Origin of the sequence: Undibacterium sp. KW1, assembly GCF_009937955.1 — a bacterium.
Lineage (GTDB): Bacteria > Pseudomonadota > Gammaproteobacteria > Burkholderiales > Burkholderiaceae_D > Undibacterium.
This window is the reverse complement of record NZ_AP018439.1, coordinates 5,831,137-5,848,548: the sequence shown is the minus strand read 5'-3', so window position 1 is coordinate 5,848,548 and position 17,412 is coordinate 5,831,137. Positions and strand designations below refer to the sequence as shown.

Genomic DNA, 17,412 nt, shown 5'->3' with positions numbered 1-17,412 from the left:
GATGCAGATACATCAATTCAGCCCTTCCTGTGGAAGAGGTGACGGCGTCAGCAATGGCATGTTTTTTACACGCAAGCTTTTGCACGAGATGGGTTTTACTTCCGCCATTTATTGCGACCTGGTGCAGGATGAAGTCCGTGATGAAGTGCGGCATTATAGTGAATTGCAGCTTGCTGATGATGACATTTTGCTGGTGCATCACAGTCTGGGTTATGAGAATTGCGGGTGGCTCAAAGACATCAAGGCACGCAAGGTAATGGTGTATCACAACATCACTCCACCGCAGTTTTTACCCGACAATGGCCTGCCTGAATTAAGCATGCTGGGCAGACAGCAACTGGCCTTGTGGGCGCAGGATTTTCAGGCTGCGATTGGTGACTCTGATTTGAATAGCGCAGAGTTGCGTACCGCTGGTCATACCGATGTGACGACGATTCCCTTACTGGTCGATGTGACGCGCTGGCAGCATCACAGCTATAACACGGCGCTGATGAACAGCTTGCGTGGTGCCCACAATATCCTGTTTGTTGGCCGTTTGTGCGAGCACAAGCACCAGTTGCAATTACTGGACATGCTCGATGAATTGCGCCACTTCTCGCGCCAGCCCGTACGCCTGATATTGGCCGGTGGTGTCACCAGCATGCCATATGAGCAAAAAGTACGTGCCCGCATCGCTGAATTGAAACTCGATGCCCAGGTGCTGATGACAGGCAAAATTTCTGATGAAGATTTGCTGGCCCTGTACCGCAATGCTGATGCCTATGTCAGCCTTAGCGAGCATGAAGGTTTTGGCATGCCTTTGATTGAGGCCATGCTGCATGATGTACCTGTGATTGCGCGTGCTACTGAAGGCGTTACTTCCACCATGGGCGGTGCAGGTATCTTGCTCGATGCTGACGTGACTCCGGCCACATGTGCCGCGCATGTGCATATGCTCTTGACTGAACCCGCGTTGCGCCGTCGCATCATTGCTGGTCAGCGGCAAAATATCCAGCGCTTCTCGCGTCAGAAAATTCAGGCAGATTTGCAGCAATTTTTGCAAAAGCTGGGCGCAAAAATTCCTCAAGATGCAATAACTGGCAATGAGCAGCAAAAACCTCTGTGGCAGATAGAGGGGCCTTTTGATTCCACCTATAGCCTGGCTATCGTCAACCGTGAACTGGCGCGTGCCTTGGCGTCCCAAAAGGGCGAGGCTGTGCAACTGGGTTTGCGCAGCCGCGAAGGTTATGGTGATTTCGTGGCCTCGGCAGATTTCCTGGCAGCCAATCCCGATATCGCTGAATTGCAAACCGTATCGCAACAGGCAGTAAATATGCCTGACCTGGCCCTGCGCAATTGCTATCCACCGACACTGGATGATATGCAGGCACGGGTCAGGGTGGTGAATTCTTATGGCTGGGAAGAGACGGGTTTTCCGCAAGAGTTTGTCAATGAATTCAACCGCAAGCTGGATTTGATTTTGGTGGTGTCGCGCTTTGTCGGCACAGTCTTGCGTGACAATGGCGTGCGTGTGCCGATTGCTGCCGTTGGCAATGGTGTTGATCATGTCATGCGCGTTGCTGCGTTGCCGGTACCGCAGGCTGTGTTGGAGAGCCTCAAAACTTACCGTTTCCTGCATGTCTCGTCGTGCTTCCCGCGCAAGGGCCCGGATGCCTTGTTGCTTGCCTATGGACAGGCTTACCGGGCCAGTGATGATGTCAGCCTGGTCATCAAGACTTTCCCGAATCCGCATAATGATGTGGCTGAGCAATTGGCAGCACTGCAGGCTGCTGACCCGGATTTCCCGCATGTATTGATCATCATGGATGATTATAGCCAGGCGCAAATGCGTGGTCTGTATGAGGCATGTGATGTGCTGGTTGCACCCAGCCGTGGCGAAGGTTATGGCTTGCCGATAGCTGAAGCCATGTGGCTGAAATTGCCGGTGATCGCTACCGCATGGAGCGGGCAGATGGATTTCTGCGACAACAGCAGGGTGTGGCTGTGCGACTATCAATACGCCAAATCAACTTCGCATTTCAGTTCCACGCATTCAGCCTGGGCTGACCCTGATGTTAATCATCTGGCTGCGTTGATGCGGGAAGTGCATGCCAGCCCGGCAGATGTCATCGCCAGCAAAACTGCGGCAGCGCATGCGTTTATATCGACGCACTACGCCTGGTCAGATGTCGCCAGCAGAACCCGCCAGGCGATTGCTGCACTTGAACAGCAGCCCTTGTTGCGCAAGGAGCCACGCATAGGCTGGATCAGTAGCTGGAATGCGCGTTGTGGCATCGCTTCTTATTCATCTTTCCTGACTGCTGGCATGCCGCAGGACAGGGTGGTTTATCTGAGCAGTCATATCCCTGAAAGAACGGCACGTGATGCCGAGAATGTCATCCGCAGCTGGGATGCCAGCATGCAGGAGGACCTGGAACACACATGGTTGATGATACAGGAGCAGAAACTGGATGTAATTGTTATTCAATACAATTTCGGTTTCTTTTCACTGGCTGCCATGGCGCGCCTGATCAGGCGAGCCAAGGAAGATGGCAAAGCCATCCATGTATTCTTCCATTCGACAGCCGACGTGCAAAGAGAAGATGGACTGATCAGCTTGTCTACAATCACTGCGGAATTGAAGCTGGCTGACCGCATCTTCGTGCATGGCCTGGATGACATGAACTGGCTCAAGAACCTTGGTGTTGCCGATAATCTGGTGTTTTTCCCGCAGGGCCTGATGCCGACGCTGGAACATGCTGCAGCCAGGGTGGATACTGCGCGTATGGCTGGCAAGACCGTGATTGCTGCTTATGGATTCTTGCTGCCGCATAAAGGCGTGCAGGCATTGATCAAGGCATTCATAAAATTGCGCGGGCAGGGTGGAAATTGTCATTTGTTGCTGGTGAATTCGCTCTATCCATCCGGCTTGTCTGACCATGAATACCATCAGTGCCGTCACCTGATCCATGAGTCTGGCCTGGAAACGCATGTGACTTTCCTGTCTGATTATCTGAGTGATGAGATCAGCCAGTCATGGCTGCAACAGGCAGACCTGATTGTGTATCCGTATCAGCAAACGCAGGAATCTTCGAGCGCTGCTGTGCGTATGGGGCTGGCTTCTGGCCGTCCGGTCGCAGTGACGCCGCTATCGATTTTTGATGATGTCAAAGATGCGGTACATGTTTTGCCAGGTACTGAACCTGCGGATATTGCTGAAGGCATCACTGCCATTTTGCATGATGGGCTAAGGCTGAAACAGAAAGCAATACAGGCGAAAGCCTGGACTGCCACCAGGCAATGGCCAGCTTTATCGCAACGCTTGTTGAATACGATTGATGGGATTGCGAATGCTTTAGATATTGATATCGGTCGCATCTGAACGCACAAAAACGGCGGATATATTCCGCCGTTTTTTATGGTCGGCCACAAGCTGCCTGAGAACGTGTTTGTAGTAAAGCGATCAGCTTTGCAGTATGCTTTTGTCTGGCCCAGTCTTGCAGATGATGGTCGGTGTCAAAGAACCAGCTCTCTGGATACATGAAGTCTTTTGGCTTTCCCAGATATTCTATGCCCAGCTTATTCATGCGCTCCGGTAGCCCTGCATAAAAGGCAAGGTCTTCAGCATCCGTATCGTATTTGGCATGATGCAAAAGTACCGTGGGCATGGCGATCAGGCAGATGTTGTTGGACTTTGCCCATTGCGCATAATTTTCCATGAGTTTCCAGCCACCGGTCTCTGTGGCTGCCCTGTGCGCGTAATCCCAGGCCTTGGTCGCTTTGACTGCGGCGATATCGCCAGCGCTGCGGTCTGCTGCGCTGGTGTGGGTCTGATCACCTCTTGCATCGAGATGATGGGCGCCATAAGTACCGATGGTGACCGGGCCATCAGCCAAATGCCGCAGGCCATGCAGCCAGCGGTCTGCTCCCAAACCTGCTGCATACTGTAGTTGAGTAATGCGCGACAGGCTGCGCCAGTAATCCAGATCCCTGGCCATGACATAGTCGATAATCTGTGAATTGGCTTTGCCCTCGTCGAGATAGAGCGCATATTCCATGGGCATGAGTATGGTGTCGCCGGGACGAGCAACACGACGCGATACATCCAGTATATAAGGCAGGCCTAGCCCTGCATTCACCGCAAGATTGATGACAGGTTTTTGCCAGTAATTTTCGAGCATGCCTGAATCTATGCCAAACATGGCGTTTGAACCTGCCACGACCAATACACGTGGTGATTTGATTTCTTGTGCTGCGTGGATTTTATGTTGGTAGGCATCATAAACCCAGCGTGAACTGGCAGTCGGCGAACCAAGCTGGTATTTGATACCGACTACCCATAAGAGGCTGAGAGCCAGGAAACTGCCAGTCAAAGCGAGCAAGAATTTTTTCATGTCCTCGCCCGCTTAAAAATTGAAATACAAAAATTCTGTGGATGGCCGGACGGCCATCCATTTCAGTGCAAACCACAGGCAAGTACCTGCAATGATGCCCAAAGCGATTTGTCTTTTTTCGCTGAGTGGTGTGACGGCGATATTCGGGCTGGGGTCGTAATTCAGTAATTCCGTGGTGTTTGGCAAAAGCCAGACAACAGCCATGCCTATGCCTATCCACAACCAGCCGACATCCGGTGAAGTGCTCAATAATCCTTCAACTACCTGGGCAAGATTTTGCCAGGGCAAGGCAGGCAGATATGTACCTGAACCAGGTTGCAACAGGGCGGCATACATGTGTGCCGCACTTGTCATGTCAGGTGAGCGGAACAGTACCCAGGCAAAAGCGACCAGAATGAAAGTCACAGCAACCGCAATTGTCTTCGGCAGCTTGCCCCAGAGTTTAGTGAGCGTGGGACTGCTTTCCAATACATGGTGCCAGAAATGATTGATGAGCAGCGCGCTGCCATGCAAAGCACCCCATAAGAAGAAATTCCAGCCTGCACCATGCCACACACCCGCCAGCAACATCGTCAGCCACAGATTGCGGTAACGCATGAATTGGCCGTGACGGTTTCCACCAAGGGGAATGTACAGATAGTCGCGCAAGAAACTCGACAGTGTCATGTGCCAGCGCCGCCAGAAATCGATGATGGAAGTGGCTTTATAAGGCGAGAAAAAATTGACAGGCAGCTTGAAGCCAAACATCAGTGCCAGGCCTATCGCCATGTCGGAATACGCAGAAAAATCAAAATACAATTGCAGGGTATACGCCAGCATGGCTTGCCATGCCGCTTCGCCACCCGGTATTGCCTGTCTGGCCAATTCAAATACCGGGCTGGCATAGCGCGCCATGCTGTCAGCAAGTATGGTTTTTTTAAACAGGCCCAGGGCCAGAAAACAGGCACCAGTGATCAGTGCTTCTTTTTGTCTGAACAGAGGATTGTCATTTGCTCTGGTTTGCGCAATCAGAGGCTTGTGATGGACGATAGGCCCGGCGATCAGTTGCGGGAAAAAAGAAACAAAAAACAGATAGTCGAGCGCATTATGTCTTTGCACGTCACCGCGCCGGCAATCAACCAGATAGGCGATTTTCTGGAAGGTGACAAAGGAGATAGCCAGCGGCAGAACGATGGGGTCTATTGGTGGTGTCGCATGGAATACAGCAAAAAGATTGGCGAGCAAAAAATAGGTGTATTTGAAACCGCCCAGTACCAGCAGATTAAAGATGATGCCTGCTTTCATCCATCTTGCTGCATGCAGGTCCAGCGCTTGCTGCCTGGCTTTCAAGATACGGCCACCAAGCCAGAAATTGATGCTGATTGAGCTCAGGAGCACCACCAGATAGCGCACATCCCAGACTGCATAAAATACCAGTGAAGCCAGCACCAACCATCCCAGTGCGGGCCTTAATCCCCATTGACGTTTGCACAGCGTCCATACTGCCAGGGTGACGGGCAGGAAGAGGAACAGGAATGCAAAGGAATTAAATAACATGGTGTGCAGTCAGGCCTGGGGTCATGCCGGTTACTGCGTTCACGCAGTAACGCCCAGCGCCAGTTTCTGCAATTCGTCGGGTTTGCGTATGATCAGGCGATGCAAGTCTTTTTCGACTATGCCTTGCTGGGCCAGATGGAGGAGCGCGCGGGTGACTGTTTCGCGGCTGGTATTGATCATCATGGCAATATCCTGATGGGTGGGCAGGTTTTCTATAACCTCCAGATTGCCGGGCATGATTTTCTTGAACAGGGCGATGAAGGCATAGATGCGGCGTGAGGTATTGCCTATGCTGAGCAAAGCACGGAATTCGGAATCGCGTTGTATTTTTTCGGCCAGATGGCGCAACATCATGTTTGCCATTGCTGGTGAATGTGAAAACAAATGCAGTGCCGTAGCACTAGGTAAAAACCCCACCAGCACGTTGCTCAGAGCGACTACCGAGGCAGAACGTGGCGTGCCATTGATGATGGCGATTTCACCAAAAAAATCACCTTCCTTGAGCATGCGCAAGCCAATTGCGCGGCCATCTTCAGTCACATCGACGACTTGCAATTGTCCTGAGAGCAAAAATAACAGGCTGTCACCAATACCACCTTTTTGCAACACCACATCCCGTTTATTGAAGTGACGCACGCGCATGTCACTCTTCACCTTGTTCATGTCTTCATCGCTCAAACCCATTAACAAAGGGATGTTGCGCAAGTTGACCGTGATCTGGTTGACCTTGACCTGCACTTTGGTCTGTATGGGAACATTTAATTGCAGTTGCCCAGGCAGGGGCGCTTGCGACTCCCCGGCCGGTGCCTTGTTGTGAATAACAGCGACTTCGTTATTTGATACCGTCATTGGTCAATCCGATTGTGAAGAACCCATGACTTGCGATGGTGATGGCCCTTCATTCGTTTTCAATATTTCTTGATTCATCGATATAGTAAATGGTGACATCGGCATAAAAATCCAGATTCAGAAATTCTGCCATTGCCAGCTCAATTGTACCGACTTGCTATTGTATTGAAGGATGGAGATATTTTCCTTGTTATTTATCGCACGGAATTCCAGTTGCAGCGACTGCTTGTCCGTGAAATACCAATTCAATCCCGCTTTTACAAGCTGTAGATCTTGTCGCCTTGCTACATCTATCAGGTTGGGCGAGTAAATTTCAGCACTTTGCCATATTTGTTTGCTCCAGCCTAATTCCAGCTCGCTTTGCTGGGTCAATTGTCGTCTCAGATTCAAATTTCCATAGTAGCCAGTCCTGTGACCACCCTGTCTGTCTGCATGAGCCCGGTCGGCCATGGCTGCCAAACCAGCTTGCAGCTGGTATTTCTGGGTTTCATAGGATAGCAGACCGCGTAATTCCCAGGTGTGTGCATCGAAATTTCCCAGGGTAGGGTACTGTACATTGGTGAATCCGGCCATGGTACTGAAACGCCAGGAGCTGCCCTGGCTGACTGCTGGTGACAGGCGTAATTGTACAATTTCCTGTTTTTGATACAGCGTACCACCGAGGCTCAGTGCGCTGACCAGGGCAGTACCCCGGATGCCGTAATCCCGCCATTTCCATGGTTTTTCCACGCCAAGGGCAAGTGCCAGAGTATTGTAGGCGCTCAGGCTGTCATAACTGCGCAGACGTGCCTGGGCAAAACCTATGGTGCCGTTATTGTTGATTTCCTGGGAGATATTGCCAGACAATCCGGCAAACCGGTCCGCTTTGGGCTGATATTCTGGTAAAAGCTGCAAGGTAATTTGCTCAGTGCCGCTACCGAAAGTGAAAAAAGGATTGCTAGCCCCCTGATTCACATTGCTGTCATATCCGGCCTCTACAGCAATGGCGATGCGCCTCTCTGGCGTGGCGGGAATGCAGCTCTTGGGTTGCCATAATTCCAGTTTATACAATTGTTCTTCTGATAAAGGCAGGTATTGCTTCATTTTAAGTAATACTTTGTCGGCTTCTTCTTTGTTGCCCAATTTGCATTGCAGCATGGCCAGATCCAGCCAGGCACCGGCATGCAGGGGTTTTTTCTCTATCAGGGTGCTGAGCATGGCTTTGGCATCATCATTGCGTTTTTCGCTGATGGCTTTTAATGCTTCCAGATACAGGTTTTCGCTTTCAGCTTCGTTGTCGGCTTTTGCGACTGTATTGCCAAAGATGAGCAATAGCATCAGCAATGGTAATTGACGCGCTATTCTGTGCATCATCCTCATGCAGTAACCTCTACCGTGTAGATGGTAGTTGGCTTTTCCTTGCCTTTCAGCAGGCGCTCACCCAGCGCCTGGAATTGATGTCTGGTTGAACCTTCAACCGTACCCTTCCCAATGATGATGTCGTGCGGGTAGTGACGTGCCGCATCCTCCAGACGTGAGGCCGTATTGACACTGTCGCCAACGGCAGTGTAGATGCTGCGGAAAGAACTGCCAAAATCTCCTGCAATTGCAATGCCACTTTCTATTCCGATTCTGACTCTAATCTTTTTTCTCCCTTGTTGTTCGTATTGGGCACTCAATTTCCTGACATTTCTGACAATTTCTATCGCGGCATCCAGGGCCAGGTCGGCATGGTTTTCTACCGGCAGCGGTGCTCCCCAAAATGCTACCAGGCCGTCACCAGTATATTTATCCAGAGTGCCGCCCTTGGCCAGTACAGGGCCGGTCAGGCATTCCAGAAATTCCCGTGTCAGATTGGCCGCCCCTTCCATAGGCAGGTTTTCTACCTGGCTGGTATACCCCTCCATGTCCGCAATCAGGGTCGTCACATGTAGCTGCCTTGGTGCCAGCGGGTCTTTCAAATCACTGCGTAATAATTCTTGCACCACTGCTTTGGCGACATATTGTTGCAGGGTTCCTAATAATCTTCTCGACTTGCGTTGTGCAGTCTGCCAGCCAAAAGGCACCGCAACCGCCAATAAAAAAAAGTTTGCTGCCAGAGGACCAACCGGGGAAAACCACATGTCGTGATCAACCACCAGATAAGCCAGTGCTACCCAAGCCACCGAAGCCAGGCCCAGCATCAGGGTATTTGACCAGGCAGAAAAGCGCGGAAACATGAACATCGCCACCCCTGCTGTCAGTACTGTAAACAATAAAGCGATCAAACGTCCTGGCCACCTCACATACGCCCTGCCTTCGTGCTCATCAAGCATGGTGCTCAGGGCCTGGGCATGTACCAGAAAACCACTGGTTGAATACCATAGGGGAGTCGGTACCCGGTCAGCCAGTGCCAGAGAGGACGAGCCGATGATGATGTATTTGCCACGCAAAGCTTCAAGCGGAGCCGTATCTTGCAATACGCTCAAGGCGGGTACGACTTCATACGAAGACAATGTCCGGCTGTACTCAACGCGCGAAAATCCATTTTCATCCACATCTGAAAAGCGGCTTTTGTGCGCAAACAATTGATTCGCGCTCAGTTTGGAGCAACATTCCAGTAAAGCACGTGACAATTCTGAATAAACTTTTCCGTCGAAGCGAGTCTGAACCGGAATCCGTCTTAAAGTTCCGTCAAGATCAGGTACAAATCCAATATTACTGACATAACGCGCATTGCTAAGACCAGAGTGATTGGCAATATAGCCGGTAGCCTGCGCCATACTGGCAAGTTCGGCCTGGTTAAAAGCCGCAACTGGTTTGCCACCTGTCAGTTGGCCATTGCGTGCCGGTGTCTGCTTGTTTTTGTCAAAGTCGAAGGCTTGTGCCAGCACCACCGGGCCATGCTCCGCCAATGCCGCCAGTCTTTGGTCTCCTACCGTGTCTTTATGTTCTTCAAAGTAAATATCTAGCGCTACGCCGCGTACATCAAACTCGGTGATGAGTTTTTCTATCAGATCGGCAATGCGCTCCCGCGGCCATGGGGCTGCTCCCAAAACGGAAATACTGTGATCGTCAATATCGATCAATGCCAGTCGTTCTTCTGCCTGGTCTTTTGCGCGCAATTGCACAAACTGATCCCGCAGCCATTCATCGCCTGGTAGCGGCCTGCCATTTTCCGGCAAATATTCATTCAGCGCACACAAGCCCACTGCCATGACAGCGATCAGCAGCCACAAATAGGTTTTGGCAGAAATACGCAAAAAAAACTCAGACACAGGCCTCATGATTGCGTAATAAGGTCCGTTGAATTATTCACTGGGCAATGAGGTGATCTGGAAGTTCATAGCAGTCAAAATGATTTTGGCAGCATCATAAGCCGGATTAAATAAAATATGTTGAAGCTTGTACATCTTTTTGCGGAGCAGCAATAAACCGGAAGCCGATTTTTGTGAAAATACTTGCTTGTCCTGTATTTCTTTGCGCATCCATGATAATCCTTCTGATTTCAATGGCTTAGCAAAAAACTGTTATAGTAGCTTGAATTTGTAAATTGTGACCGTCGTCACAATATTTTTTGCGTATCAGAGGATAATGCTAAAAATATGTGCAGGTGTAGATCTGTGCGAACCGGCGCAATGTGCGACGGTATGAAAGACTTTGCCGGTTTCAGGGCAAGCGAGGATGAAATATGAAGAATAAAACACAGAATGTGCTGAGCCAGGCGGTCAGGTGGACGCTGGCTTTCGTGCTGGCGATTCCTGCGATGGCATTTGCAGAGGATGCTGTCAAAGTGTCTCAGGTGTGGGGTAAGGTTGAGATCAATGGTAAATCCGCTAGTGTTGATAGCGCGGTTGCCGAGGGTGCCATTATCAAAACCGGTGCAGATGGCTATATTTATTTGAAAGCCGCAGATGATGGCTTGCTGATCGTGCGTCCGAATAGCGAGGCACGTATTGTCAATTACCATATTGATCAGCAAAATCCTGCGAATACCCGCGTCAAGCTGGAATTAATTTCTGGCGTGGCGCGTAGTGTGTCGGGTAATGCGGTGAAGCAGGCAAGGCAAAATTTCCGCTTTAATACGCCGGTTGCCGCTATTGGTGTGCGTGGTACGGATTTCACGGTTTTCACTGACAAGGATACAACACGGGTAGTCGTAGTCGATGGCGGTATTGTCGTCAGCGGCTTCGGCGGCGCGTGCTCTCCACAGGGTGCAGGTCCATGTGAAGGCGCGGCTGCAGCCGAATTGTTTGCCCGCCAGCAAGGTGTGTTGTTGCAGATTAATAAAGGTCAGAACAAGCCGCAATTATTGCAATCTGCGCCAGGATTGACGCCAGACGCCATCGCCCCTCCAAGGGCGGATGAGCCGGCTAGCAAGGCTGCAACTGGTAGCAGCGCTGCTTTGATCGCTCCTGCTGCAACGGATCCTAATCTCGATCCCAGCAAGGTTGGCGGTGTCAAACAGACACTGGCTTCCAATGCCAACAAGACACCAAACAATACCGGTGCAGGTAATAATAATGGCGCTGCCCTGACGAATACCATTATCTGGGGCCGCTGGTTTGAGCTGTTTGGCCAAAAGGCTGATTTTGATATTACCAAGCAAGATCAGAATGGGGCATCGCCACGTGGTACTAATTCGTATTTTGCTATTTTCCAGGCTAAAAACACCGAATGGCAAGTACCAACGACAGGTTCTATGGGCTTTGCCCTGAAAGATAGCCAGGCAGTTGTTGTTGATAACATCAAGAGCCTGGAGTCAGCAGCGAAGCTGGAAAACGCCAAATTGCAACTGGATTTTGCCAAGGCGACCTTCACTACAGGATTTGATGTTGTTTCTGGTAGCGAAAGATTCGCCTTGAAAGGTGAGGGCTCTGTGACCAGCACCGGTATCTTGTATGGTGCTAACCAATATGTGCCTGCTGCCAACATGTCGGTACAAGGTGTTGTGACCAATGAAAAGGGTGGTACAGCTGCTTATATATTCCAGTCCAAATTAAATGAAGATGGTACCCGTATGGTGTACGGGGTGACAAATTGGGGCAAGCAATAAGTGCTCGTGCCAGGTTTTGCTAAATAATTAGCCCAAACCAGTCTTAAACAGTCTTAAATAAAAAGGGCTTCTGCGGAAGCCCTTTTTATTTGTATGACACGATTAAGTGCATAAATAATATTGACTGTATATATATATGCCTTGAACTTAAAAGTGTCGTTCAGGTCAGTGTATTGCCAAGCTTTTCTGGTACTTAATTTAATACTGAAGTATGTAAATGGTTTTGTAATTTGATGTAACGAAATATTCATTTTGGTTTACTTCAAGTCAGGCCTTATAATTGTAGGTTGGCAAAGTCATATCTAGGCTTTTCATTTGAAAGCTGTTTCTGCAGAGCAAATGAAAAATTTCGGAATACAAGCCAAATGTTGTTAAGTTTTGCTTTTTTTTGAAAATGTGATTTCAGTCACATCTTCAGTTGGGTGCTTCTGCGATTATCTGCTTGCCGTAACGCGAGTAAGTGCCTAAAAAGCAAGCTTCGCACCTTTTAAATCATAAATTAGGAGTTCTAAATGGCTAATACAGCTGCTGATATCCAAAAGCTTTACATCGCTTATTTCAACCGCCCAGCAGACCCAAATGGTCTGGCCTACTGGATGGCCCAAGGTTTGACACTGAACCAAATCGCCGACAGCTTCTCCAAACAAGCAGAATACGCCACCGTATTCGCTGGTAAAACAACAGAAGACACCGTCAACACCATCTACAACAACCTGTTCGGCCACAAAGCTGACGTAGCCGGTCTCAACTACTGGACAGGTCAACTGTTGAACGGCAAAGTCACACTGGGTCAAGCCGCTCTGGCCATCCTCGGTGGTGCTACTGGTGCAGACAAAGTTGCCGTTGACTCCAAAGTTGCCGCTGCGACATCCTTCACAACAGCCATCGACACCAACGAAGAAATCGTTGCCTACTCCCTGCCAGCCAACACAGCCCTGGCCAAGGACTGGTTGAGCAAAGTGTTGGATTCCGCCACACAAGCATCCCAGATCGCAGTTCAAGATGCAGTCCTGACATCCATCGTCAACGGTGGTGGTGTTAAAGACTTCGCACTGACCAGCAACACAGACATCGCTACAGCAGAAAACTTCACAGCTGGCCTCGTCTACACACCAAACGGTGGTTCCCGTGTCAACGCCCTGCAAGACGAAGACGTCCTGACAGGCTCCAACACATCCGCCACAGCCAACAACAAATTGACAGCCACACTGGGTAACTCCAATGACAACGGCGCGCCAATCATCACCCCAACGCTCAAAAACATCCAGACAGCGAACTTCACGTTCACTGGCTCTGCTGATGCACAAAACGTCAACAACAACGCCGTTGTTGCCGTTGACTTGCAAGATGCCACTGGCTTGAAGAATGTTGGTATCAACCGTATCGCCTCCACAGCAGGTACAAACGTTGCCCGTATCGAAAACATCAAATCCGTTCTCGACACACTGTCCCTGACAAGCACCAACGCCAACAACGCTGGCGTCGTTGAATTCTCCTTCGGCAACGGCACACTGCTCGGCGCCAATGCAGGTACACTGAACCTGTCCGACGTCCAAGTTGGTACCGTCAACATTGGTCAAAACACCTCCGGCACATCCGCCGCAGGCGTAGGCAACCAAGGTTACGAAACACTGACCATCAACAGCACAGGCAACACCAACAACATCGGCACGTTGAACCTGCCAATGGACACAGGTACAGCAGGCAAAGTCATCATCACTGGCGACAAAGACCTCACACTGGCCCAAACATCCAATGTTGTTAATGGTGTAACAACCATTGAATCCACCAACTTCTCCGGTGGTATCCTCCAAGCAGCAGGCCGTCTGTCCGCCATTGATGCATCCGCATTCAAAGGCAACCTGACCCTGAACCTCGGCAATGGCATCTTCACCACTGGTAAAGCTGACACATCCGGTTCCGTTCAAAACGTCACCATCACTGGCGGTTCTGGTAACGACACATTCTACCTGGCAGACACAGTAGAAACAGGCGACAGCATCACAGGCGGCGACGGTACAGATACCCTGGTCATCGTCAACGGCGGTAACGTCACAGCCGGTGCAGCTGGTTCCTCCATCATCACCAAAGTAGAAGCAGTGCAAGTGTTGTTGAACAACGCCGCTTCCACAGTTGACTTCGCCAAACTGCCAGACGTCACAGGCGTACTGGTTCGCAACGTCTCCAACACCAACGTCGCAGCTCCTGCGAACTCCGCACCAGTCGCTGGTACAGACGTGTTCACACTCAACAACCTGAGTGTTGGTCAAGCTGCAGCCATCACCATCCGTCATAGCGACACAGGCTCCAACGCCATCGGCCAATCCACCATCAACGCCAACCTGGCGACTGCGACTGGTGCATCCGATACCGTTGCTGTCACGATCGCTGAAGGCTTGAACGTTGACCCACGTTTCAACTTCGTATTGAACACCAACGCTGTTGAAAACATCACTCTGGTCGATGCTGATACAGAATCCAACACAGTTGCTCTCGCCAACGTTGCTGCCCACACAGGCACCATCACGATTGGTACAACAGCAGGTGCTGGTTCCACAACAACATTCCTCAACCTCGACACCACAGTCGCTGGTAACGGTGGTTTGTACCGTATCGACACAACAGGCGGCGCCGCAGCCAACATCGCTGGCGTACAAGAGTTGTCCAAAACAGCTGGCCAGATCAAACTGATCGCCGCTAACATCGATGCATCCGCAGAAACAGCCAGCGTTATCGTTCGTGTTTCCACCAGCGGTGCAGCTAACGGCGCGCAAAACATCAAGATGGGTGCTGGTAACGACACAGTCACTTTCGATAACCTGCAAGACACACGTGCTGGCCTGACAATCTCCGACACAGTCGTAGGTGGTGCTGGTACAGACACACTCGTCATCGACGGCGACCTGACAGGTGCAGCACTGGGCGACACCATCGCTCTGGGCGCGTCTGAATGGACTAACGTTTCCGGTTTCGAAACAATCCGTCTGGTTGGTACCTCCAACAACGCCGGTGTTGACGGTGCAGGTAACTACCGTCTGACATTGACAGATGCCCTGATCGCTGCCAACAACAACGGTGGTGTTCTGGCTATCGTCAACGACAACGACACAGCCAATGATGCAGCTAACGCCGCAGACACAGCTGGTACAGCCGTTGAAAGCGCAGTCGTCATCGACGCCCGTAGCCTGAGCGCCACAAGCCGCTTCAGCTACAACGGCGAAGAAGGTGCAAGCCGCACAGCAGACCGTATCATCTTCACAGATGCCAACTTCAATGGTACACACGCCATCAACGGCGGTGCAGTGGACAACAACACCACCAACAACAGCCAGAAGAATGATGACGTCATCGAACTGCGCAATGCAACAAACGCAGCGATCGGTGACTTCAACGGTATCAGCAACATCGGTAACATCGAACTGACCAACGACACAGCAGTCACCCAAGTGTCCCAAATCCAGTTGAACGACACGATCGTTGATGCACTGGTTGACGGCTACCAGGCTGCTAACACAACAACACACGTAGAACGTCTGACTATCCGCGCACTGGACAACGTCAACGTTGCTAACGCCACTGTTGGTGTATCGATCGATGCAGGCGCATTGACAGCACAATCTGCTCTGGACGTGACTCTGGCCCGTGGCGCCAACTTCCTGAGCCTGGGTGCTGGTGCTGACCGCGTTGTCTTGCTGGGTAACTATGTTGCCGGTACTTACAACACGACAGAAAACGGTGTGAACCTGAACGCACAATCCACAGCAAATGCCGTGGCACGTGTTGTGACAGACACGATCAACCTGGGTACAGGTAACGATACACTGGTCACTTACGGTGCGATCAACCTGGCTGGTGCAACTCTGTCCGGTATTGAAAACATCACAGCAAACTCTGCTGTTGTGATCACTGCTTCCCAATACGCTGCTCTGGTTGCTGCCCGTGCTGCTCTGTCCCTGAGCACACCAGTCATCACATTCACAGGCAATGTTCCACATCAACTGACTATCGTTGATGACATCGCTGGCGTGAACAACATCGATCTGTCCCTGATCTCTGTCACTAGCGGCACATTGGTCATCGACACAACATCTTCCTCCAATGCAACTGGTGGCAGCGTCAACAACATCACTACATCCAATGCAGTGACATTGTCTGGCGGTGCAACAGTAACAACAGGTGTTGTTGGTACTAACCCAGTCAACGGTGGCGGTACAGCATTGAACCCAACAGCGCTGGTAGCTGGTCAAACATTCAATAGCACATTGAATGTGAACGACAACTTCACAGGTTTGTCTGCAACTTTGAGTGGCACAACTGTCAACGGTAATGCTGCTGATACAGATGTCATCACTTTGAGTGATGCACTGACTGTTAATATCGGCAACACTACAACAGGCGGTACTATCACCAACATCAAGACTCTGAACCTGGCTAACGCAGCTAACAGCTTCAACTTCGGTGCAACTACCACTGGTATCACTACAGTGAACGGTGGCACAGGCAATGATACTGTTGACCTGACAGGTGCTGGTACATCCTTCGCAGCTGGTAATGTAAACCTGGGTACAGGTACTAACCAACTGACATTGGGTGCATTCACTTACACTGGTACTTTCAGTGCAGGTGCAGGTACAGATACATTGGTATTGGCAGCTGGCGCTAACGTTGCTGGTTCCAACATCACTGGCTTTGAAAACCTGACATTGGCAGCAACTGGCGTGTACACCATGACAGCAGCTCAGTACAATGGCTTCACAGGTGCATTCTCTGCTGGTAACACAGAAACTATCGCTCTGACTACAGCTGGTACTATCGTTGCTAACGCAGCGCTGGAACGCTTCACACTGGCTAACGGTACTAACACATTCACTGCTGGTACTAACACAGTGAGCGTTGTTGGTGGCACAGGCAACGATACATTCAACTACACAGCAACACAAATCGCCAGCGCAACAACACTGGACGGCGGCTTGGGTGCAGATACACTGAACATCGGTGCTATCGGTGCTAACTTGAATATCAATGCTCTGGTCACAGGCGTTGAAACTCTGAACGTGACTGGCTCTGCTGCAACTGGCTACACTTTCACTAACGAAAACGGTGCTGGTGTAACACTGAACTTCAACAAAGGCGCAGTAGCCGACGTAGTCGCTCTGGGTACAGGCGGCCAAACTCTGAACTTGGCTGGCACAGCTGCTACAGCAGTATCAGTAGTCGGTAACACAGGCGTTGATACAATTAACCTGTCTGCAACTGCAACTGGTGCTGAAACTATCGATGCAACTACTGCTGGAACACGTTCCAACATCGGTTCTATCGATACAGTGGCAAACTTCAAAGTTGCTGGCGCTGACGTGTTCAAAACAGGCGTTAATGCAACAACATTGAACGCACTGAACATCGCTAACGCTGACGTAGCAACTCTGGCAGCAGCAATCGCTACAGCAGCAACTGGTGCTGGCGCGGCTCTGGCAGCGAACACTCAGGCTTACATCATCACTGTAGCCGCAGGTACAGCAGCTGGTACATACGCCTTCCAAAACATCGGTGGCACTACTGGTGCAGTTGATGCAACTGACTTTATCGTTAAAATCACTGGCGCAGGTTCCATCGTCGCTGGCGACTTCATCGCTTAATTCA

General features: G+C 50.7%; 9 protein-coding genes. 3 read left to right on the top strand and 6 right to left on the bottom strand.

Annotation, left to right across the window (positions count from 1 at the left end):
• The first annotated feature begins 1 nt into the window (after position 1).
• Entirely contained in the window at positions 2-3,361 is a 3,360-nt protein-coding gene (locus UNDKW_RS26380) for a glycosyltransferase (protein WP_162061184.1), read from the top strand.
• A 34-nt stretch (positions 3,362-3,395) separates the two neighbouring features.
• Here the strand turns inward: UNDKW_RS26380 and UNDKW_RS26375 are convergent, their stop codons facing one another.
• The 6 genes from UNDKW_RS26375 to UNDKW_RS26350 form a co-directional block, all read right to left on the bottom strand.
• Positions 3,396-4,373: a hypothetical protein gene (locus UNDKW_RS26375; protein ID WP_162061183.1), complete on the bottom strand. Its 978-nt coding sequence runs from the start codon at positions 4,371-4,373 to the stop codon at positions 3,396-3,398.
• Positions 4,374-4,385: 12 nt separating this feature from the next.
• Entirely contained in the window at positions 4,386-5,909 is a 1,524-nt protein-coding gene (locus tag UNDKW_RS26370) for an MBOAT family protein (RefSeq protein WP_162061182.1), read from the bottom strand.
• Positions 5,910-5,948: 39 nt separating this feature from the next.
• Positions 5,949-6,758 (bottom strand): Crp/Fnr family transcriptional regulator, encoded by an 810-nt coding sequence (locus UNDKW_RS26365; RefSeq protein WP_162061181.1) that lies wholly within the window; start codon positions 6,756-6,758, stop codon positions 5,949-5,951.
• A 117-nt stretch (positions 6,759-6,875) separates the two neighbouring features.
• Positions 6,876-8,075 (bottom strand): M48 family metallopeptidase, encoded by a 1,200-nt coding sequence (locus UNDKW_RS26360; protein WP_162061180.1) that lies wholly within the window; start codon positions 8,073-8,075, stop codon positions 6,876-6,878.
• Positions 8,076-8,113: 38 nt separating this feature from the next.
• Positions 8,114-9,994 (bottom strand): CHASE2 domain-containing protein, encoded by a 1,881-nt coding sequence (locus UNDKW_RS26355; RefSeq protein ID WP_232063127.1) that lies wholly within the window; start codon positions 9,992-9,994, stop codon positions 8,114-8,116.
• Between the two features lie 33 nt (positions 9,995-10,027).
• Positions 10,028-10,204: a hypothetical protein gene (locus UNDKW_RS26350; protein ID WP_162061179.1), complete on the bottom strand. Its 177-nt coding sequence runs from the start codon at positions 10,202-10,204 to the stop codon at positions 10,028-10,030.
• Positions 10,205-10,407: 203 nt separating this feature from the next.
• Here UNDKW_RS26350 and UNDKW_RS26345 point away from each other — a divergent pair, with 203 nt between their 5' ends.
• Positions 10,408-11,772, top strand: a complete 1,365-nt coding sequence (locus UNDKW_RS26345) for a FecR domain-containing protein (protein ID WP_162061178.1) — start codon at positions 10,408-10,410, stop codon at positions 11,770-11,772.
• Positions 11,773-12,284: 512 nt separating this feature from the next.
• On the top strand, positions 12,285-17,408 hold the full coding sequence (locus UNDKW_RS26340) for a DUF4214 domain-containing protein (protein WP_162059052.1): 5,124 nt from the start codon (positions 12,285-12,287) through the stop codon (positions 17,406-17,408).
• Positions 17,409-17,412: the final 4 nt, after the last annotated feature.

Excerpts from the sequence above, each read along its gene's own strand:
- UNDKW_RS26380 (WP_162061184.1), top strand. The coding sequence starts at position 2 with ATGCAGATACATCAATTCAGCCCTTCCTGTGGAAGAGGTGACGGCGTC.
- UNDKW_RS26375 (WP_162061183.1), bottom strand. The coding sequence starts at position 4,373 with ATGAAAAAATTCTTGCTCGCTTTGACTGGCAGTTTCCTGGCTCTCAGC.
- UNDKW_RS26370 (WP_162061182.1), bottom strand. The coding sequence starts at position 5,909 with ATGTTATTTAATTCCTTTGCATTCCTGTTCCTCTTCCTGCCCGTCACC.
- UNDKW_RS26365 (WP_162061181.1), bottom strand. The coding sequence starts at position 6,758 with ATGACGGTATCAAATAACGAAGTCGCTGTTATTCACAACAAGGCACCG.
- UNDKW_RS26360 (WP_162061180.1), bottom strand. The coding sequence starts at position 8,075 with ATGCTATTGCTCATCTTTGGCAATACAGTCGCAAAAGCCGACAACGAA.
- UNDKW_RS26350 (WP_162061179.1), bottom strand. The coding sequence starts at position 10,204 with ATGCGCAAAGAAATACAGGACAAGCAAGTATTTTCACAAAAATCGGCT.
- UNDKW_RS26345 (WP_162061178.1), top strand. The coding sequence starts at position 10,408 with ATGAAGAATAAAACACAGAATGTGCTGAGCCAGGCGGTCAGGTGGACG.
- UNDKW_RS26340 (WP_162059052.1), top strand. The coding sequence starts at position 12,285 with ATGGCTAATACAGCTGCTGATATCCAAAAGCTTTACATCGCTTATTTC.